Origin of the sequence: Pseudarthrobacter sp. H2, from assembly GCF_050157045.1 — a bacterium.
In the GTDB taxonomy this organism is placed as follows: Bacteria; Actinomycetota; Actinomycetes; order Actinomycetales; family Micrococcaceae; genus Arthrobacter.
On sequence record NZ_CP189595.1, the window covers coordinates 77,097 to 97,599 of the forward strand.

Annotated in this window: 14 protein-coding genes and 2 pseudogenes; 11 read left to right on the forward strand and 5 right to left on the reverse strand. The window is 61.4% G+C overall.

Going from position 1 to position 20,503, the window contains the following annotated elements; genetic code table 11:
* The first annotated feature begins 226 nt into the window (after positions 1-226).
* The 6 genes and pseudogenes from ACQCSZ_RS24790 to ACQCSZ_RS24815 form a co-directional block, all read left to right on the forward strand.
* Complete coding sequence (locus tag ACQCSZ_RS24790; protein WP_427008635.1) at positions 227-1,666, forward strand: YqaJ viral recombinase family protein; 1,440 nt, start codon at positions 227-229, stop codon at positions 1,664-1,666.
* 862 nt (positions 1,667-2,528) lie between these two features.
* Positions 2,529-3,686, forward strand: coding sequence for an ImmA/IrrE family metallo-endopeptidase (locus ACQCSZ_RS24795; RefSeq protein WP_427008636.1), 1,158 nt, complete (start codon positions 2,529-2,531; stop codon positions 3,684-3,686).
* Positions 3,687-4,184 (forward strand): DUF4411 family protein, encoded by a 498-nt coding sequence (locus ACQCSZ_RS24800; RefSeq protein WP_427008637.1) that lies wholly within the window; start codon positions 3,687-3,689, stop codon positions 4,182-4,184.
* A gap of 365 nt (positions 4,185-4,549) precedes the next feature.
* Positions 4,550-6,841, forward strand: a complete 2,292-nt coding sequence (locus tag ACQCSZ_RS24805) for a helix-turn-helix domain-containing protein (RefSeq protein ID WP_427008638.1) — start codon at positions 4,550-4,552, stop codon at positions 6,839-6,841.
* A 63-nt stretch (positions 6,842-6,904) separates the two neighbouring features.
* Entirely contained in the window at positions 6,905-7,093 is a 189-nt protein-coding gene (locus tag ACQCSZ_RS24810; protein ID WP_427008639.1) for a helix-turn-helix domain-containing protein, read from the forward strand.
* Positions 7,094-7,180: 87 nt separating this feature from the next.
* Positions 7,181-8,395: pseudogene (locus ACQCSZ_RS24815) on the forward strand (DEAD/DEAH box helicase); the annotation flags it as partial.
* On the opposite strand, the pseudogene ACQCSZ_RS24820 reads toward ACQCSZ_RS24815, so the two are convergent.
* The 5 genes and pseudogenes from ACQCSZ_RS24820 to ACQCSZ_RS24840 all read right to left on the reverse strand — a co-directional run.
* A pseudogene (locus tag ACQCSZ_RS24820) lies at positions 8,393-8,986 on the reverse strand (recombinase family protein); the annotation flags it as partial. The pseudogenes ACQCSZ_RS24815 and ACQCSZ_RS24820 overlap by 3 nt on opposite strands.
* Before the next feature lie 651 nt (positions 8,987-9,637).
* The gene (locus ACQCSZ_RS24825; RefSeq protein WP_427008640.1) at positions 9,638-9,841 is read right to left on the reverse strand and encodes a hypothetical protein; all 204 of its coding nucleotides are present in this window, start codon (positions 9,839-9,841) and stop codon (positions 9,638-9,640) included.
* Between the two features lie 156 nt (positions 9,842-9,997).
* Complete coding sequence (locus ACQCSZ_RS24830; protein ID WP_427008641.1) at positions 9,998-11,479, reverse strand: NAD-dependent succinate-semialdehyde dehydrogenase; 1,482 nt, start codon at positions 11,477-11,479, stop codon at positions 9,998-10,000.
* Between the two features lie 82 nt (positions 11,480-11,561).
* The gene (locus tag ACQCSZ_RS24835; RefSeq protein WP_427008671.1) at positions 11,562-13,250 is read right to left on the reverse strand and encodes a thiamine pyrophosphate-dependent enzyme; all 1,689 of its coding nucleotides are present in this window, start codon (positions 13,248-13,250) and stop codon (positions 11,562-11,564) included.
* A gap of 381 nt (positions 13,251-13,631) precedes the next feature.
* Positions 13,632-14,963, reverse strand: coding sequence for an MFS transporter (locus ACQCSZ_RS24840; protein WP_427008672.1), 1,332 nt, complete (start codon positions 14,961-14,963; stop codon positions 13,632-13,634).
* A gap of 710 nt (positions 14,964-15,673) precedes the next feature.
* Here ACQCSZ_RS24840 and ACQCSZ_RS24845 point away from each other — a divergent pair.
* The 5 genes from ACQCSZ_RS24845 to ACQCSZ_RS24865 all read left to right on the forward strand — a co-directional run bounded on the left by ACQCSZ_RS24845 (position 15,674) and on the right by ACQCSZ_RS24865 (position 20,448).
* Positions 15,674-16,459: a maleate cis-trans isomerase family protein gene (locus ACQCSZ_RS24845; protein ID WP_427008642.1), complete on the forward strand. Its 786-nt coding sequence runs from the start codon at positions 15,674-15,676 to the stop codon at positions 16,457-16,459.
* A gap of 44 nt (positions 16,460-16,503) precedes the next feature.
* Positions 16,504-17,754, forward strand: coding sequence for an NAD(P)/FAD-dependent oxidoreductase (locus ACQCSZ_RS24850; protein WP_427008643.1), 1,251 nt, complete (start codon positions 16,504-16,506; stop codon positions 17,752-17,754).
* A 66-nt stretch (positions 17,755-17,820) separates the two neighbouring features.
* A complete protein-coding gene (locus ACQCSZ_RS24855) occupies positions 17,821-19,011 on the forward strand; it encodes a M24 family metallopeptidase (protein ID WP_427008644.1) in 1,191 nt (396 codons plus the stop codon).
* Between the two features lie 5 nt (positions 19,012-19,016).
* Positions 19,017-20,078: an asparaginase gene (locus ACQCSZ_RS24860; RefSeq protein WP_427008645.1), complete on the forward strand. Its 1,062-nt coding sequence runs from the start codon at positions 19,017-19,019 to the stop codon at positions 20,076-20,078.
* Complete coding sequence (locus ACQCSZ_RS24865) at positions 20,071-20,448, forward strand: RidA family protein (RefSeq protein WP_427008646.1); 378 nt, start codon at positions 20,071-20,073, stop codon at positions 20,446-20,448. Before ACQCSZ_RS24860 ends, ACQCSZ_RS24865 begins: the two co-directional genes overlap by 8 nt.
* Positions 20,449-20,503: the final 55 nt, after the last annotated feature.

The following is a 20,503-nucleotide window of genomic DNA, read 5'->3' on the forward strand; positions in this document are numbered from 1 at the left end:
GGGGTACGTCGTGCCCTACGTGAAGCTTTCTGGGCAAAACTGGACCAGCTCGTCTGATACCCAGGCCGGTGTGAGCGCAGACGACATCGCGACGATTCTGGGAGCCAAAGCCGTTCTCGATGTCGGCTTCCCGGCGCTTCATCCTGGGCGCTCAGCCCCGTCTGGACTTCATGTCGGAGGCTTGTGCAACAATGTCGACGAAGCTGTTGCGTAGTGGGGGAACATCTTGGAGATAATCATCATCGCCGGACTGTGCTGGCTCATCGGGGCGGGTTGGAAGGGCCTTCGTCGGGCGTTTTCGAGCAGCCCCACAACGGCTCAGAAGCAGCGACTTCCGAGTCCCGGGCATGGTCGCGGTGAAACTAGTGATTCGACCCCGGTTTCGTCGGCAGCGGCGGCCAGTCCCGGCAAGACCCCTCCCGTCACCACGCACAAAACTGACCAAGGGAAGGCACCTGCCGCCGAACCGCCACATTCGGCGTCCGTTGCCAACCCTGACATCAGCGAATGTCAGGTGCCCCCCACAGACCCTTCACCTCTCGACGGAATACAATTCTTCGTTGGCAACAAAGGATATCCAGTTTCGTCGGATGATCGGGATGAATGGTTAAGAGCCAGACGAACTGGAGTCTCAGCCACGGATGCGCGGAAAATCGTTCTACAGAACGGCCGGCCCAGCAGCCAACGCCCTAAGCTCCTCCTTGAGAAGGTAACTGGAGATGAAGGCCCTCGATTTGCCCAGTTCGAACATGGAATTGCGCGGGAACCAATCATCGCAGCGTGGGTTGAAAAAAACTTCGGAATCAGGCCAAACCGCTTCCTTTGCATTGGGATCAACCCCCGCCATCTGGCAACTCCTGACGGCATTGGAGAAGGCGCAATCTGTGAAATCAAGACGTCGACCAAGCCGCTGGTCAGCACCGCGAAGACGTATCGCGATCAAATCCAATGGCAACTTCATGTCACGGGTGTGGGGAAAGCTCTCTTCGTCGTTGAAAACCGCAATTCCCTCGAGCGCGAGCATGCATGGATTGAACGCGATGAGGCGCGTATCGCCGTTCTCGCTGCTCATGCTGATCACTTCCTCGAAGAACTTGACGCCGCAAACGCCGGAATACCCTTCACCGTCCCCGCTCCCGTCGTCGGTGAACAGCAAGCGGTGCCGCAGACCCAAGAAACCCGGGCCGAGCAGGAACTGAGTTTCCCCGCCGCTACGTCAAACCCCTTCGGGGCGGAGACACATCTCCAAGCGCCAAGCTCCCCGGTTTTCGGACTAAGTGCTCCACGGCAAGCTCTGCAAGTCGCAGAGCCAATCCCTGAGTGGGCTAAGAATGCCTCGATCAAGTTGCTCCGCGACTATGACCAGGGCTTCTCGCTGGAGCAACTCGTCGACGATCGATCTTGGGCCACTGAAGACGAAGTTCTGCAGGAACTTTCGCGATGTCTTCTCAACGTCGAAGCGCCCCTCAACAGAAAGCCATCGCAACGCAGGAAGCGGACGTGGACACGTGTTGAAATGGACGATGTTGAGGACATGTACTACACGGGCATGTGGCTGCCTGCCCTGGCAAGAAAACTTGATTACGAACAAATTGAAATTGCATATGCCCTATTTACCAGACGACTCCCCGAGGTGCCACGGGAGTTAATTGACAATGGGCGATAGTTCGTGCGCATACCCCTCAGAGGCAGCTCTATCGTGTCCGACTATAAGACGGCTCTGATGACAGGCCAATAAAGCATCAATAGAAACTAATCCTTCCCGTTACCCGGGTTATTATTACTCCCCTGCCCCGGTGGCCCTTCTTTCTCTTCCATGGCGCAGGCCGCCCGTTACATTTATTCCGTCCCCGAAGACCTTCGCCGCGGTAACCTGGATGCACCCTCAATGAGCACGAATCCATTTTGTTCGCAGACAGCCAGCTTCCGTGCGTGTCCGATCCTGATGTAGATCCGGACAGCCAGGATCTCTCTCAGTGTCGAGGCCATCTGTTTCACATCGGCAGTCCAGCGGCTCCCGCTTTGTAATCTATGTTCGCGTACGTCCTCGTCATGATCGGTGCGGTAATCGCATGCCCTCTCTTCTCCTGATCTGGTTCAGTGTCTCGAAGCCTCTGCGCCTCGAAACGCTAGGGATACGAGACGGAGGGATTAGGCCAGGCCCTCGCTCCGTGGTGGTTCTACGCGCCATTTATCGATCACAAAACGCCGCTAAATAGCGCCGAAAATCACAGATTTTGAGAGGTGTCGTTTTTCGAAGTCGTCTGCACAGGCACAAAGGGTCGTATTTGACTGTCTGGGCCGGCAGTGCGTGACAGCGTGCGCCCTGACCCTGCCGCCGCCTGAGAGGTCCTCGGGCACGGCTGCGAGACCGTCAGCTAGCTCCCTTGATTAAACCTTTGCCGTTCAAAACGACCAAGCAAGCCGAGGCGCCAGGACGTGCTCGTTCTTCCGGCGATGACATTATGGGATGGTAGGTTTCCGGGACTATTGTTCAGTAAAACAAGCGAGTGGGGGGACAGACGTTCATGCCTGCATTCCGCGTCCCCGTCGCACCCTCTCTGCTGGAATGGGCGGTAGAGCGCTCGGGCCGGCCGGCTGAAGACATCCACCATCGCTTCCCGGCGTTGGCAGCATGGGAGCGCGGAACCCGGCATCCCACGTTTAACCAGCTGGAGGACTTCGCCCAGGCAACGTACACACCATTTGGCTCGTTCTTTCTCGATGAACCGCCGGTCGATGAGGTTCCGATCCCGGACTTCCGGACCATTGGCAACGTTCTGGTCGAGCGGCCAAGTCCGGACTTGCTGGAGTCCATCTTCATTTGCGAACAGCGGCAGGAATGGTACCGCAATCATTCACTGGCCAGTGGGGCAGAAGTGCTGCCCTTCGTTGGATCGGCAAGCGTGGAGAGCCCGGTCGTAGAGACCGCGACCCTAATCCGCGACACCTTGCAATTCAATGCAGAGGAAAGGGCCAACGATGCGTCCTGGTCCGATGCGCTGCGCAGACTCATTGATACGGCCGAGGAAGCCGGAATCCTGGTCATGATTAGCGGCATCGTGGGAAACAACACCCACCGCGGCCTGAATCCCGAGGAATTTCGAGGGTTCGCTCTATCGGATCCGCTGGCCCCCCTGATTTTCGTCAACGGGACAGACACCAAGGCCGCACAGATCTTCACGCTTGTTCATGAAGCGTGCCACATCTGGCTCGGACAAACCGCCCTCTCGGACGCCGCTATGGAACGCCCCGGCGGAAATGAAACGGAACTCTGGTGCAACCGTGTCGCAGCTGAAGTGCTCGTGCCCCTGGCATCGATTCGCCGTTCTTATCGGAACAGCCCTACTAGCGACGAGCTGGACCGCCTGGCGAAGATCTACAAAGTGAGCACACTGGTGATACTGAAACGGATATTCGACGCCGGCCTGTTGGGCTGGGACTCCTATCGCCTCACCTACAGGGATGAACTCTCCCGTGTCATGGCTATCCTCGGCCGAAAGTCCCAGACATCCGGGGGCAACTACTACTTCACCCACCCGCTCAGGGTCAGTCGAAGGTTTGCCAAGGCAGTTATCAACGACACCTACACCGGGAGAACGCTCCACCGCGATGCCTTCCGTCTCCTCGGGACACGGAAGCATGAGACATTCGTCAAACTGGGACAACAGGTAGGAGTGGTCTAGATGTACCTGTTGGATGCCAACATTTTCATCACAGGGAAGAATCTGCACTACGGGTTCGACTTCGTACCGGCATTCTGGGAATGGCTCGACCAGGGCCACTCCGCCGGCGTCCTCTGCAGCACAGATAAAGTTCGCCAGGAACTCTTAGTCGGAAAGGACGAGCTGGGTAAATGGGTCGGCGGCCGAGGCTCATTTTTCCTCGCCCCCGATGCAAGTACGCTTCCGAGCCTTAAAACCCTGACGAAATGGGCATACTCCGGCATCTTCACACCCGCCGCTATCACCGAGTTCCTGAGCATTGCCGATTTTGAACTTGTCGCCTACGCGCACGCACACGGCCATACTGTCGTTACCCACGAGAGGCCCAGCCCACTGGCGAAGAAGAGGATCCTCATCCCGGACGCATGTGACGCCATGGGCGTACCGTGGATCGATCCCTACGCGATGCTGCGACAGACCGGCGCGCAATTCGTTCTTGGCGCAAGCGCCGCATCCTGAAGCTCAACCAGCAGGAAGCGGCGTTTTGGGTCAGGGCCCTGGATTTTCCGACCCCAGCTCCCGCGCTCCAACTCCGCTGCAGCTCAGCTCAACCGGAAGGCTGAGACGAGAGATCACGACGGTAGTACGACGGCCGCCGGAACAGCATCCCCGAGGTCACTGAGTCCACCGCGAGTGAGACAGTGGAACAAAGTCCGCTAGGCTCGGACTAACCCCAGGACTCTGGACATACGTCGGACTCTCTTCTGCTAAACCCTTCAAACCCGCGCTTTTTCGTAGCTCGGGAGCTGTTAATTTGTGCCTCTCTGTAATATAATTAATTAGAGAAAATATTGGCTTGATGGAGGGGTGGGATCATGGGTGTGATGACTGCCCAGCCGCCTCTTCCCATAGCCATCGAGGAAGGTGCTGTGCCGCTTGGCTCGGCGGTATCGCTGGTGGAAGACGCCGACGGTGGCCGTGTTTTCCTTCACGGCCAGCTTGTCTACGCCTGGGATGACGGGGACACGCCCACGCGCCGGTTCGCGGCAGCGAAACTGGCCGATATCAGAGCAGCCTCCGTCGCCGATATCGCCGCCGGATTCGGTATCGATCCCGGAACGTTGTGGCTGTGGCGCAGGGATCTCAAAGCCTCCGGCGTGGCCGCACTGGTCCCGGATAAGCGCGGCCCCCGCGGTGCCAGCAAACTCACCAGGACCCTCATCTCGGACATCAAGGGCCGCCGTGCCCGCGGGGATTCTTTCCGCACGATTGCCGCAGCCGTGGACCTGTCCACGTTCAGCGTCCAAAGGGCGTTATCCGCAGACGCGGACACGGATGAGGGCACGGAGACGCCCGCGGCACCGGCGGCCAGGACGGCCCCGGTGGATGGGACGTCCGCGGTGGACGGAACAGCCGGGGCCGCCGATCCGGGGCCCAGGGAAGTCCGGCTGCCGGTCCTGCCTGATCCGGTGGACCGCTCCCGGGAGCGGGCCGCGGCCCGTGCGGGGCTGCTGGAGTGCGCGGCCCCGGCCTTCGCCTCGGCGGCCCGGGTGCCGTTGGCCGGGCTGTTCCTGGCCCTGCCGGCACTGGAGACGACGGGGCTTTTGGGGTGTTCCAGGGAAGTGTTCGGGGCATTGGCTCCGGGGTTTTACGGTCTGGAGACCATTCTCACCGGTGCCGTCTTTGCCGCCCTGGCCGGGGAACCGCGGGCCGAGGGTGCGACCCGGATCGACCCGGTGGCCCTGGGGAGGGTGCTGGGCCTGGACCGGGCGCCGGAAGTGAAAACCCTCCGCCGCAAAACCGCCGCCCTGGCCGGGACCGGAAAGGCCGGGGACCTGCTGACCTTGATGGCAGCCCAACACCTCAACGGCAGCGATGACGAGGGCGGGGATCTGGCTGCGGTGCTCTACGTTGACGGGCATGTGCGCGCCTACCAGGGCCGTAAGAAGATCGGCAAGGTCCACTCGACAAGGTTGAAGTTCCCCGTCCCGGCGACCGAGGAGACCTGGGTCGCCGACGCTGCCGGGGCCCCGGTGCTGGTGGTCATGGCCGAACCGGGTGCGGCGCTGACCGGGGAACTGCGCCGGCTGCTGCCGGCCCTGCGCACCATCATTGGCGACGGACGCCGGGTCCTGGTCGGTTTCGACCGGGGCGGCTGGTCCCCGGCCCTGTTCCAGCACATGGCCGGGAAGGGCTTTGACGTGCTGACCTGGCGTAAAGGCACCACCAAGGACATCGACGCCTCCCACTTCGCCGAGGTCACCCACACCGACGGGCACGGTGAAACCCGGACCTGGACCGCGGCCGACACGGCCGTGGAGGTGCCCGTCGGGACCACCGGGGAGGTGTTCGCGATGCGCCAGATCAGCCGGACGGTCAACGTCCCCGGCGGCGGGTCACGGCAGATCCACATCCTCACCACCGACACCGGCCTGCCGGCCGGGGAGGTCATCCACAAGATGGGCGCCAGGTGGCGGCAGGAGAACTATTTCCGCTACGCGCGGATGCGCTTTAGTCTGGATTCCCACGACGCCTACGCCAGCACCGATGACGATGCGGAACGGTCGGTGCCGAACCCGGCCAAACGCAAGGCCTACCAGCGGGTCCTCGCCGCCAAAGCCCGGTACGACAAGGCCGAGGCCGACACCGATGCCGCGTTACTGGCCGCCCGGACACCGGCGCCGGGAACGGCCGCGGTCCTGATCACCAACACAGAGCACAACGCGATCACCGCGGACCTCATCGCCGCCGAAACCGCCCTCGAACAGGCGCAGGCGGCGCACCAGGAGATCCCCGCCCGGTTACCGCTGGGAAAGATCGCACCCGGCCAGCAGGTCCTGGAGACCGAAACGAAACTGCTCAGCCACGCCATCCGGATGGCCGCGTTCAACACCGCGTCCACCCTGGCGCGGGAGGTCCGCACCAACACCGGCTACGCCCGCGCCGGCCACGAGGCCCACGCGCTGGTCCGGCAGGCCCTCACCGGCAGCGGGGACATCGACCCCAGCCGGGACGGTTACCTCACCATCCGCCTCGACCCGCTCCCCACACAACGGGCCACCGCCGCGATCGCCGAACTCTGCGACCACCTCACCGCCACCGAAACCCGCTACCCCGGCACCGACCGGATCCTAAGATTCGAGATCAAAAACCGGGCAGCATCACCCAAAAATTAAATGGCAATGTCTGGAGTCCTGAACCCGGAAAAACCGGGTCTAACGGCCACAGGAGGTCCTCGCGTGTCTGAGCCATGGCTTTCGGCTGACTCTATCGCCGCCCACGTCGGGGTTACGAAAGACACGATCTATGCATGGATTGCCGACAAAGGGATGCCTGCGCACAAGGTCGGGCGCCTCTGGAAGTTTCAGGCCAGTGAGGTTGACGAGTGGGTTCGCGGCGGCGGAGCCGCGCTGGACGACGAAAAATGACGGTTCGCGCAGGCCATTGGCGAAGGTGGCCTTGCACATGAGTGCCAGATGGGCGTCTGCCGGTTCTACTTGCCCGAATTCGGAAGGATGTGCCCCGTGGCCCAGGAGACGGTGACGCTATCGATGCTACGCGCGGGTCAACGCCTCCACGGCATACTGCCCGGCCAGGTAGTCACGTTGATCGCGGTGGATCCTATCGATGCCGGGCTGTTCGAGATCTTCTACCGAGACGACTCAGGCCGTAGCGGCGCTCGAGCTATCACAGAGGTGGACGCCGGCAAGCTTGAGGTCGCCTGCGAATTTGACCACGCAGTGGCATTCGACGGCGACCCTGACGAGTTCCGTCTAGCTGCGGAAGCTCTTCGAATCAAATACGCTGCGCTTTACGACCCTATGGTCGCGGTCAATTCTTCTGATGTGGAGCCCCTCCCGCACCAGATCCGCGCTGTCTATGAGGAGCTGTTACCTCGTATCCCGCTGCGGTTCCTCCTCGCCGACGACCCTGGCGCTGGCAAGACGATTATGGCCGGGCTGTATTTGAAGGAGCTGATGCTGCGCTCTGATTGCGAACGCGCAATCGTCGTCGCCCCCGGCGGGCTAGCTGACCAGTGGCGCGAGGAGCTGTCGCAGAAGTTCGATCTCCACTTCGAGATCTTCTCTCGTCAAATGGTTGAGGAGGCTCAGGGCAGGAACGTGTTCGCCGAACACCCGTATCTGATCGTGCGGATGGACCAGGCTTCCCGAAATGACGATCTCATGGAACAGCTTTCCGAAGTGACCTGGGATGTAGCTATCGTCGACGAGGCCCACCGTATGAGCGCCCACTACTCCCCTTGGGCGGGCGAGGTGAATGAAACCAAGCGCTTCAAGCTGGGCCGGTTGTTATCGGAGACCGCCCACAACTTTCTGCTCATGACCGCGACGCCGCACGCGGGCAAAGAGGAAGACTTTCAGCTCTTCATGTCGCTGCTCGACCGAGACAGATTCGAGGGGCAGTTCCGTCCGGGAGTACACCGCTCCGACACTGAAGGCCTGATGCGGCGCATGGTTAAGGAGGACCTCCTGACCTTTGAGGGCAAGCCGCTATTTCCGGAACGCCGGGCCTACACTGTCGAGTACGAGCTTTCATCAGCAGAACGTGATCTATACGAGCAGGTCACCGACTACGTGCGCACCGAGATGGGTCGGGCCGAAGGTATCGCGGAGTCGGGCGACAAGAAGCGCGGGAACAATGTGGGCTTCGCCCTCACCATCCTTCAGCGGCGACTCGCATCAAGCCCCGAGGCTATCCTCCGGTCACTCGTAGATCCCGGGCAGTGGCCCTGCGAGCATCTCCAGGGCGATGCCGTGCGCGGTGAGATGGTCGGCCAGTGCGGTCAGCTCGGCCGAGTCGCGGCCCAGGCGCTTCATCTCGTACACGGTGATGATGACCCGGCAGTGCGGGGCGTGGGCCTTGATCTGGCGGCACAGCTCCAGCGCGGCCTCGAACTTCGGCCGGAGCCTTACGCGGGTGGAGACTTTCTCGGCGAAGATCTTCGCCCGGTCGATGCCGTGTGCTTCCAGGGCGTCGAGCTGGGACTGGAGTTCCTGAGTGAGGTGCGAGCAGCGGGCGTAACCGACCCTGATGTCGGTGGCCGGTGTGTCCGTGGGGATCGGCGCCGGCGGCGGGGTGCCCGGTCGCCAGAGCCGGCCCGGCCCCCGGTCGGTCGGGGTCGGCACCCGCAGCCGCTTCGCCAAGCGGGGCACCTTGATGAACCGGCCGGTGTGGTAGGTGCCCGCCACCGTGCCGGAGCGCGACCGGCACGGCGAGCCCGCCTCGACCAGGCACCGGGGGCAGGGTTGTCGTTCGACCTCGTCGGCGTCGGTGGGGGTGGAGTCCGGTTCGCTGCTCACCTGGGCATCTTCTCACAAACCTCTCCCACAGCGTGGGTGTACCCAGCGGCAATCGCGTAATGGCAACCACATAGAGGACGGTCGTACCGGCAATAGTCACCCCTAGAATTGTGCTTGTCATCAGCGCCGAGCGGGTGAAGGAATGCCGCCAAGGGCGAGCTATGAGGATGATCAGTAGGCTGCTCTAGGGCAACCGGACCCTCGTCAAGTCCTCCGCACTGATGCTGTCGAGTAGGTTGACGGGCAACTGCGGCCATCTGCGATGAGCACATGGAGCCGGGTACCATCAAGGCGCCTGCGCTGGCGCCCCGCGGCGCCACGGTCATTGGATTACACGCACGGACTGACATTCCCGGAAATGGACCAGTTTTCTCGCGTTTAACTCGTCCCTTATCCAGATGATGAGGCCGTCGCTTGTCTTGGTTTCGACGGTCCCGACGTAGTCCTGAGTGTCAGTTCCTTGGAGTGACACGACGTCGCCGGGAGCGAGGCTTGTCCAAATTGATAAGGGGTGCTTCTCCGCCCCTTCGTAATGGTTGTCTTTCGTGAGATTGTATTCTCGTGGCTCCGACACGGGTGGTCCTTTCGCGGGGTCAGGCATCACGCATCTTGATTCAGCGGCATCTCTGGGGTATCCATGTCTGCCGCAATTCAGAGCAAGTCGAGTTCATGGGTGAAGCCGAACGCGACGCTAGGGCTGAGCGCTATCTCGAAAGTAGAGTGGTCGATCCTGGTGACGAGAATGCCGCAATCTGTAGCTTCCTTGCGGAGCAGTGCACAGGTCCGCTCGAGTTGCCGATCCCTTGATGTAGGGTCCTCAACCTTGAGGGTGATTCTTGAGGTTGTTTGCGACATGGTGCTCTCCTTACTTCTGTCAATGAGTGCCGTTTTGACCTGAAAGCCACGTACGCCTGAAGTCGCGGTGGCCGCTTATATGAGTGCTCCTCGGTTGCGGGGATGGGAGGCCCCTGGTGGTCTGATACATCCTTCCTTCAAGGCAGGAAGGATGCGTTATCCGGCGTAGGGGTCAGCGATGCCTATGTACTGGGTGGTGGTGTATTCGGCGACGCCTTCAGCGCCACCTTCGCGACCGAGTCCCGACTGTTTGATGCCGCCGAAGGGTGCCGCCGCGTTGGAGATGACTCCGGCGTTGAAGCCGACCATGCCGAATTCGATCTGTTCGGCCACGCGCAGGAGCCGGTTGAAGTCGCGGCTGTAGAGGTAGGACGCGAGGCCGTATTCGCTGGCGTTGGCCAGTCGGATGGCGTCTTCCTCGGTGGCGAAGATGGTGACCGGGGCGACGGGGCCGAAGATTTCCTGGCGGAGGATCTCCGCGTCGTTCGGCACGTCGGCTAGGACGGTGGGCTGGTAGAAGTATCCGGGTCCGTCCACGGGGGAGCCTCCGGTTACGGCGGTGGCTCCGGCGTCGACGGCAGCGGTGACGAGGGCGTGGACGTCGTCGCGGGCGCCGGCATCGATCAGGGGTCCTACCTGGGTGGCGGGGTCGGTGCCACGGCCGGTGGTCAGGGCGGCCATCGCGGCGGCGAACTTTTTCGTGAACTCGGCGGCCACGGATTCCTGGACCAGGAAGCGGTTCGCGGCGGTGCAGGCCTCTCCCATGTTCCGCATCTTGGCGGCCATGGCGCCTTCGACGGCTTTGTCCAGGTCCGCGTCCTCGAAGACGATGAACGGGGCGTTCCCGCCGAGTTCCATGGAGGTCCGCAGCACGTTCTGCGCTGCGTCGGCCATCAGGCGCTTGCCCACCGGGGTGGAGCCGGTGAAGGAGATCTTTCGCAGCCGGGAGTCCTTCAGCAACGGAGCGGAAATCCCCGAAGCTGAGGAGGCGGAGACCACGTTGAGGACACCGGCCGGGAGGCCTGCCTCCATCATGGTCTGGGCGAACAGCTGGGAGGTTAGGGGTGTTAGTTTGGCGGGTTTGAGGACCATGGTGCAGCCGGCGGCGATAGCGGGAGCGACTTTGCGGGTGGCCATGGCCAGGGGGAAGTTCCACGGTGTGATCAGCAGGCACGGGCCAACGGGCTTGTGCTGGACGAGGATTTTGTTCTTGCCCTCGGGTGAAGTGAGGTAGCGGCCGTAGTTGCGGACTGTTTCTTCCGAGAACCAGCGCAGGAATTCTGCGCCGTAGGTGACTTCGCCGCGGGCTTCGCCCAGGGGCTTGCCCATTTCCAAAGTCATGAGCAGCGCGAAGTCCTCGGCCCGCGCCGTGACCAGATCGAAGGCCCGGCGCAGGATCTCGGCCCGTTCGCGCGGTGCCGTCCGGGCCCAGGAGGCCTGGGCCTTGTCGGCTGCGTCGAGCGCGGCGAGGGCGTCCTGGCTGGTGGCTGAGGCCAGGGTAGCGAGGACTTCTCCCGTTGAGGGGTCATGGACGTTGAAAGTGCCGCCGTCGGAGGCATCACGCCATTGGCCGCCAATGAGCAGGCCGGTGGGCACAGTATCCAGCAGGTCGAGTTCAGTGAGTGCGGGGACAGACATGTTTTTCCGTTCTTAAGCGATTGCAGGGCGCAGCTATTCGAGGGCGGGGGCAGTGCAGCGGGGAATGCCGCCGCCGGTGGTCTTAGTAGGCCTTGACTCTTTGCTCTACCACCAGATGAATGAGCGCGAACACGTGGTCTTCATCGATGGCTTTCAGTGCCGCTGCGATAGCGGCAGGGATGTCGGCGTCGCGTTCGACTTTGATGCCGTAGCCGCCGAATGCCTGGGCCATGAGCGCAAATTCCGGGTTTTTCAACTGGGTACCGGAGACCCGGTCCGGGTAGTGGCGTTCCTGGTGGGTGCGGATGGTGCCGTATTCCTGGTTGTCCATAACGATGACAAGCGGAGTGGCCCCGTGCTGGGCGGCGGTGGCGAGTTCCTGGCCGTTCATGAGGAATTCGCCGTCCCCTGCGATGGTGACGATGCGCCGGCCGGGGTATTCCAGGGAGGCTGCGATGGCGGAGGGGACAGAGTATCCCATGGAGCCGTTGCGGGCGCTGATCATGGAGGCGTAACGCTGGGTGGGGAAGTAGCGGTGCGCCCAGTTGGTGTGCTCCCCGGCTCCAAGGGTGATCATGGCGTCGGCAGGCAGCGTGGGAACGAGATTGGCCATCAGGGTGTCCATACGTGCCGGACCGGACGAGGGCGTCGATGGGGGAAGGGCTGCGAAGGATTTTTGTTCGCCGCGCATTCGTGCCGTCCAGGCTTTCCATTCATCCTTGACCGGGAGTTCGATCTTGGCCAGGTCGCGGATGAATACGTCCGGTTTGGCGACGATCTGGTAGGAGACCGGGCCGGAGCGGCCCCGGAGGGACGGATCGACGGTGACGAGGAAGTTCTTCTTGGTCCAGTCCTGCCGGCATAGGAAGCCGTCGGTAATAACATCACCCGGGACGGTACCGACAAAAATCAGCAGGTCGGTTTCTTCGAGGAGGTCGTAGGTCGGCCGGGGACGCCCGTAGCCGATGGGTCCGACGTAGGAAGAGGAATTGAAGGGAACGGTGCCTTGGGTCCGCCACTCGGCGGCCGCCGGGATGTGGTGCTTTTCAAGCCAGCTGGTGAACCGGTCCGCGCCTTCCTGCGTCCAGTCGTTACCGCCGGTGACGAACAGAGGCTTGCTGGATGAGGCCAGGGCTTCTGCCAGGGCATCCGCATCCACCGTGGTCATACCACCGGTGGCCACAGGGATGGGCGGGTGAAGTTCGGCGGGGATCTGTTGCCGGATGACGTCCTCGGGCAGCCCGATGACGACGGGACCGGGACGGCCATTCATCGCCGAAAACAGAGCCTCGGCAACGATTTCGGAGGCCCGCTCGGCGTGATCCAGGACCATCACGCGTTTGGCTCCGGTGTCGAACCAGGCCTTGATGTCGAATTCCTGGAAAGCTTCGCGGTCCCGGTGGGCGAAGGGGATCAGCCCCACGAACAGCACCATGGGGGTGGAATCCTGCCACGCCGTGTGCAGTCCAACGTGGGCATTGGCCGCACCCGGGCCGCGGGTGACCATTGCAATGCCAGGCATTTGGTTCATCTTGCCGTCGGCTTCAGCCATATAGGTCGCGCCGCCCTCGTGGCGGCAGATGATTGTCTCGATTGGCGAGTCATGGAGCCCATCAAGGACGTCCAGGAAACTCTCTCCGGGGACGACGTGCGCCCGTTTGATCCCGTGCGCGACCAGCGAATCCACGATGACGTGACCCGCGGACTTCAGGGCCGGGGCCGCCGGCGAAACAGGGGCCGGTTGCGGCGATGCTAGGCCTGTCCGGGTCATCATCGACCGACCGGCAAGTTGAGGTTTCCGGCTGCAGCATCCTCATGGTTGCCCGCCTGTTGAACGTTGCTGACAGGCGGATAATCTGTGTTGCCGGATAACTTCATTGCTGCTTTCCTTGTCTGTTTGTTGTTGGCTGCTTTGGGAGCCGTGCACGGTCGCCTGGCGGCTAAGTCGGGCTTCCGTTTCCCAGCCTGGCCCTAGGGCATTCTGCTGATCATTCGTTACGGGCATGTAAAGAAAATGGTCTGCGCGGGCCATTTTTCGGCCCGGCATTCTTTGTTGTTTCGGAGCAAGGACGGCGCTGCACGCCGCGCTGGCGGGAGCAGCACCGTCCCTCGGAACTATGGCTGCTCCCGCCAACGTGTTGCCTCGGTGGTGTCAGACTTTGAGGGCGGAGGCGTTGAGAGCGGCTGCTTCTTCTTTGCTGGGTTTGGTCTCCTTGGTGAAGATCAGTGCGATGACGCCGATCGCCGCGACGGCCATCATGACGAATGCCGGCATCGTGTTGTTGCCTGTTTCGGCAATCAGCCAAGCCGCAAGGAGAGGGCCCGTGCCGCCGAAGATGGCCACACCGAAGTTGAAGGGTATCGCGAAGCCGCTGAAGCGGACGTTGGCCGGGAAGGCTTCCGTGAAATACGTGGCGAAAGTGGAGTCATTGAGGGAGAACGTCGCAACGAGTAGGAGCTGCAGAGCCATTGCCCCGGCGAAACCGCTGACTCCCAGTAGCAGGAATATCGGGTAGCTCAAGACCAGGAAGATTAAAGCGCTTGCCATGAGGACGGGCTTGCGACCAAAACGGTCAGCGAGGGAGGCGCCGGCATACAGGAGGGGGAGGTAGACCAGCAGGGAAGTTGTCATGATGATGCTGGCCTCGAAGGCGGACAGGCCGACTTCCACTTCAAGGTAGGTCTGCATGTAGCCCAGCACGAGGTAGTAGCCCGTGGCGTTGATGCCCATAACGGCCAGTGTCCGAAGGAGCACCCTCCAGTGTTTGCGGAATACCACGAGGACGGGCATTTTGATGATTTCTCCCTTTTCCTGGGTCGCCAGGAAAACGGGAGTTTCATGGATACGGGTGCGCAGATAGATGCCGATCAGCGTCATCGGCGCCGCGAGGAGGAACGGAACACGCCACCCCCAGTCCGCCATTGCATCGTCACCAAGTTGCCCGTGCAGAACGCTGGCCACAATCGATGCTGCAAGGAAGCCAAGGGCGGTTCCGATGGGTACGGCGCTGATGTAGCGCGCCCGCCTGTCGGCCGGCGCGTATTCGGAGAGCATGACGGCGGCTCCGGAGTATTCACCGGCGGTGCAGAAGCTCTGAAAGAGGCGCAGGGTTATAAGGAGCGCAGGCGCCCAGAACCCGATGGTGGCATAGCCTGGCAGCAGGCCAATGCAGGTGGTCGCAAAACCAATCCCGATGATGGTGATTGCAAGAGTGCGTTTGCGTCCGATTTTGTCTCCGAAGTGCCCCCAGAACAGAGCACCGATGGGACGCATCGCGAAGGACAAAGCGAACAGTGCGAAAGTCTGCACGAGCGCAACTGCTGGGTTGCCGGGGGGAAAGAATACGACGGCGATCGTGGTTGCCAGGTAGGAGTACGAGGCGTAATCGAAGAATTCAATGAAGGTACCCGCCGAGGCTGCAAAGAGGGGTTTCCTTGCGGCAGTCTGCACCTGGGCAGGTGTTTGAGTTGTGCTTGAGTGCATCACGAATGTTCTTTCTGCAGGAAATCAGGACCGGGAAAGTCTGAAGGAGAAATCCCCGAGTGGAGATATACGAACGCAGGATCTGAGGATAGGGAAAGATGTTGCCGGGATGTCTCCCGGTTGTTTGATGTACGGCACCGATGCGGCCGGCCTGCCGTACGAAACGCGGCTCTTCAGCCTGCACAGGATAGTTCTTGCGGTAGGGAGCCCTCGGGGTACTTGAGCCCGGAAACCGGGTAGACCAAATCTTGTCATCACCTGTGGTTGTGATCACAAATCATTGATCCGAGTGTGGCTTATTCCACAACTTTCGTCAAGAGGGGGCCGTCGGTTTTCATGTAAAAGTCTTGCTGCGCACGTCGCCCCGCCCCTGCTGCGCACGTCGCGCCGCCCCTGCGGCGCGTAGAGCACGCCAGGCCTGAGGGCCGCCAGGCGCGGCCGCAGGCAGTTCGCGCAATGCGGGAGGAGTGCCATGAGGCGACCGCGCAACGGCACAATCAGTCTATTGACATATGTGATCACGGATCACATACTGGCATGAATCAAACGTACCCGTCCGGCATCGGCAAGTTTTGGTGGCGGACCACCAGACGGAGAGAGTCCTTCTCCTGCTGCACATCGCAGTCATCACCCGGCGGCATCGCCTCGCCCCCATGATCGTTTCACTATTCGCGTCAGTGCCCTGATCCAGGCACCTCCGAGAGGACACCATGAATCTTCAGACTTCCATCACCCACCCTGCCGTCTCTTCGGAGGGGGACCGAATCATTGAGTTCGACGAGGGGCGGCATTACAAGGCGCGGATTGGTTTTGTCCTCCTGGCGATGGAGCAAACCATTGAAAGCGATATGTTTCGTCTGGCACCCCCTGGGGTGGGAGTGTTCTTCGCACGGGCACCAATGGCCAACCGAATCAGCGTTGAGACATTGCTTGCCATGGAGTCCGGTATCGGCGATGCCGCCGCCACGATTCTCCCCGACGTCAGACTGGACGTTGCCTGCTACGCCTGTACATCGGGAAGCGTCGTCATTGGTGAAGACAACGTATTCGCCCAGTTGCGGCGCGGGGCACCCGGTGCAAAGCCGACCTCGCTCATCACAGGAGTCATTAACGCCTTGCGCGCAATCAACGCCAAGCGCATCACCATCGCAACCCCCTACCTGGATGAAGTAAATGTCATCGAACGTAAGTACCTCGAGGAACGGGGATTCGAAATCCTCAACATCGAAGGGCTCAACATCGAAAACGACGAGGACATGGCCCGTGTAACACCTGAATACCTGGCCGAATTCGCCGCCTCCATCGACCGCGAAGACAGTGACGCGGTGTTCATCAGCTGCGGGGCGCTGCGGTCGGTGGAAATCATCGACGCACTCGAGGCCCGGCTCAACAAGCCCGTCATTACCAGCAACCAGGCCATGATGTGGGACTGCCTGCGCACAGCCGGCGTCACGGACCGTGTCGAAGGATACGGCACCCTGCTCCGGGACTTCTAAGTCTCCCGCTCACATAGCTGACCCTTTTAGACAGGAACGAAAACATGAACATCACCGTCATCGGAGGCGGCATTATCGGCCTGTGTTCTGCCTACAGCCTGAGTAAGGCAGGGCACGAAGTCACCGTAATCGACAGCGGAACGTGCGGCGCAGGCGCCTCAGAGGGAAACGCCGGTTGGATGGTCCCCGCTTTGTCCCAGCCTTTCAACGCTCCCGGTGCGATAAGCGATGCCATCATGTCGATGCTCCATAAAGACAGCGCCATTAGGTTTCAGACATTTCCCAATGTGGACTTCATGAAGTGGGTGGCCCTTTTTTATCGGAACAGTTCCCAGGTGAACTCCGCAACAGCACGTCAGGCCCTGGTTGCCCTCAACGATCAGACCATTGAACTTTTCGACAAAATGCTTCTGGACGTCAAGGCGGAAGTTCATGACGACGGGCTGCTCCTGCCCTTCCGCACCGAGGCCGGCAGGGAGGGATTCTTGGCTTCACATGCACAGATCCGTCAGGCCGGCTACGCAGGCAGGGCCGTCAGCATCACGCCGGAACTCCTCCGCACGATGGAGCCTGATCTCGCTCCTGGACTGGTGGGCGGCGTGCACCTGATCGATGAAAAGAGCGTGCGGCCCGAATCAATTACGGCAGGTCTGGTTACTTGGCTACGCAGCGCAGGCGCCCGGATTCTGGAGAACTGCTCAGTCCGCAAGTTGGAACAGACGCCCGGCGGATGGTCCATCGAAACCGACAACGGCACGCAACAGGCTGATCAGGTTGTGGTCGCGGCTGGGGCTGCTTCGGCCCGCATTCTTCGAACTACGGGGGTTAAACTGGCCCTTGAGCCGGGCCGTGGATGCAGCATAACGGTCGCAGATGGCCCCGTGCTTCGGCACCCGGTCAAACTTGCCGACGTCAGGGTGGCCTGCACACCCTTTGAGACAGGCACAAGATTTTCAGGAACGTTCGACTTCGCGGGGCATAGCGGCTCGTCTTCTGTGGGCCGGATGAAGAGCGTGCTCCGGCAGGCATCCCAGTACTTCCCGGGGTTGGCCAATTTGCAGCCCCGTGCCGCACAGGTTTGGAGCGGCCTGCGTCCGTGCACACCGGACAGCGTCCCCTACATCGGTGCAGTCCCCGACAGGCCCGGCCTTCTGGTGGCGACCGGCCATGGCACTCTCGGCATGACGTTGGGACCCGTCACAGGTGATGCGATTGCCGGAATCGTGGCCAACGAACCCATCCCACCGCATATCCGGGCCTGCGCTCTGGACAGGCCTCAAGTCCGCCTCCTCTGACCCAAAGCCCCGACAACCCTCGGACTTAGAACACATTGCCCTGGCAACAGGGATGAAAGGAATACCATGAACACCGATCTGAACGTCAAGCAAGACCTGAACCCAACGCCGCTGATTCCCCACCAGCCGCACTTCACCGTTGAGGAGTACCGGGAACGTCTCCACAAGGTTCAGGACCGGATGGTCCAGGCCGGGCTCGATGCGTTGCTCATCCACCAGCCCGAAAATCTTGCCTGGCTGAGCGGAGTGTGGCACGACGGCTTCTTCGCCTACCACTCCCTTCTCGTTCCCCAGAAAGGCGATCCGCACTTGGTCATGCGGGCCCTTGAGAACCCTGTGGCAGAGGAACTGTCATGGGTCGGCGACAGGCACCTGTACTTCGATGGGCAGGACCCGATTTCGTTCCTGAAGGAAGCGGTCCAGGAGACAGTCGGCCTGGAGGCCGTCATCGGCGTCGAGTACGACTCGCATTACCTTTCGCTGGGACTGTTTGAGCGCATCCGCGCGGCGCTTCCCCGCGTCCGGTTCACACCTTCCTCACAAATCGTCGAAGAACTCCGCCAAATCAAATCAGCCCGTGAAATCGACTATCTGCGTACCGCCGGCCGCATTGCGACCGCCGCGATGGATGCCGGCATCAAAGCCGTCCACGAAGGCGTCTCGGAACTGGAAATTGCTGCGCAGATTGCCGCAGCCCAGGCACGAGCGGGACATGACGGTTTCATGGGCGGCATGGGCGGCACCATCTGTTCAGGATGGAGGACCAACCAACTGCATGGACAGCAAACCGACCGCATTCTTGCCGCAGGTGACAACGTTCGGCTCGAACTGGGCGGCATCTACAAGCAATACTGGGCAAAGCTGATGCGCGCCGCCGTGGTCGGCCCCGTCAGCAGCTCCGTCCTCCGTGCAACCGACATTCTCCGGAGTGCCCAGGACAACGCCATCGGGCGGATGGGCCCGGGCATTAATGCCTCCGAGATAGCCAGTGCATGCCGCTTGCCAATCCTCAAAGCCGGCCTGGAGGAACGATACGACAGGCGGGTGGGGTACGGGCTCGGGCTTCAGTTCCACCCGACCTCAGGAGATTTCAGCCTCGACATCGACGCGCAATCCGACTACGTCCTGGCACCGGGCATGGTCTTCCACATGCTCCTCGGCGCGGGTGGTGCCGCGCTCAGTGAAACAGTCGTCGTGACGGATTCAGGGCATGAAGTGCTTACCTCCACCGCCCGCGAAACATTCTCTCGCGCATAGTGCGTGTGGAGGAAAGAGAACAGAACATGAAAAAAGCCTCAGTAACAGTCATATCCCTGGGCGGTACGATCTCATGCACGCCGGCGACCGGCGGCGACGGGGTTGTTCCAACACTGGGAGCATCGGACCTCGTCCTCTCCCTCGAAGAGTCAGCTTCTGATGTGGACATCCGACCACTTACCTGGAGCACTCGGGACTCATCGGAAATCACCTTTGCTGAACTCGTCGACCTGGCGGCAGAAGTCAGGAAACAATTCGACGCCGGCGCACAGGGAGTTGTGCTGACCCAAGGGACCGACACTATTGACGAGTCGGCCTTCGCCCTGGACCTCCTCCTCGGCACAGATAATCCGATTGTCATTACAGGAGCCCTGCACAACCCCAGCCAGTCGAAATCCGACGGCCCGGCGAACCTCCAAGCAGCCCTGCAGGTGGCCATCAGCCCGGAGCTGCGGGAAGTGGGGACCGTGGTTGTGATGAATGATGAAATTCATTCAGCCCGATGGGTGCGTAAGAGCCATACGTCCAACTCCGCGGCCTTCCAGTCCCCAGGTGTTGGTGCAATCGGCTGGATCGCCGAGTCCCACCCCGTCTTTGCCGTAAAACCGTTCCACGCCGTGAAGACACCGATCCACGGCGCCACCGGAGCCGGAAACGTCGCCTTGATCACGGCTGTTATGGATGAGGACCCCACGATTGTCGACTCCATCCTGTCGCTGGGCTACAAAGGGCTGGTAGTTGACGGCATGGGTGGCGGTCACGTCAGTGGCGGATTCTCCAAAGCGCTGGCAAAAGCGGCCCAGTCCATCCCTGTAGTTTTCGCCTCCCGAACCGGATCAGGCTCCGTGCTCCGAAACACCTACAGCTCACCCGGGGCAGAAGTTGACCTCATCAACCACGGCTTGATACCAGCCGGGTCACTCCCCGGCCTCAAGGCCCGCGTCCTCCTGACGCTCCTGATCCGAAGCGGCGCGACAAGCACCGAGATCGCGGATGCCTTTGCCACACATGGAGGGTACCCGCCCCGCACCACCCAGCCACTACACCCGGAGACCAACTATGCGTAACCTTGTCAACCACAACAGCACCAGCCAGCCATATGCTGATCTGGCCATTGGGGGCGGCCTCATTTTTACCAGCGGCCAAATCCCCACCTCGGCCGACGGCACCACGCCTGAGGCCTTCGCTGACCAAGTGACGCAGACTCTCTCAAACCTTGAGCAGACGCTCCAGCTCGCAGGCGCTGGCCTTAACGACCTCTTGAAAGTCACGGTGTATCTGGCGTCCCTGGACGACTTTGACGAATACAACAAGATCTACACTGCCAAACTCGGAGATACAGGCCTCCCGACACGCACCACCGTTGAAGTCAGCAGGTTCAGGGGCAGCAAACGCATTGAGCTGGAAGCTGTCGCCGTAGCTCCTCCAACGAAGTAACAGGAGCACGAAGAGCAGCCTGCGAGCTTGGAACCGGATCCTCCCTTCCGGTCCG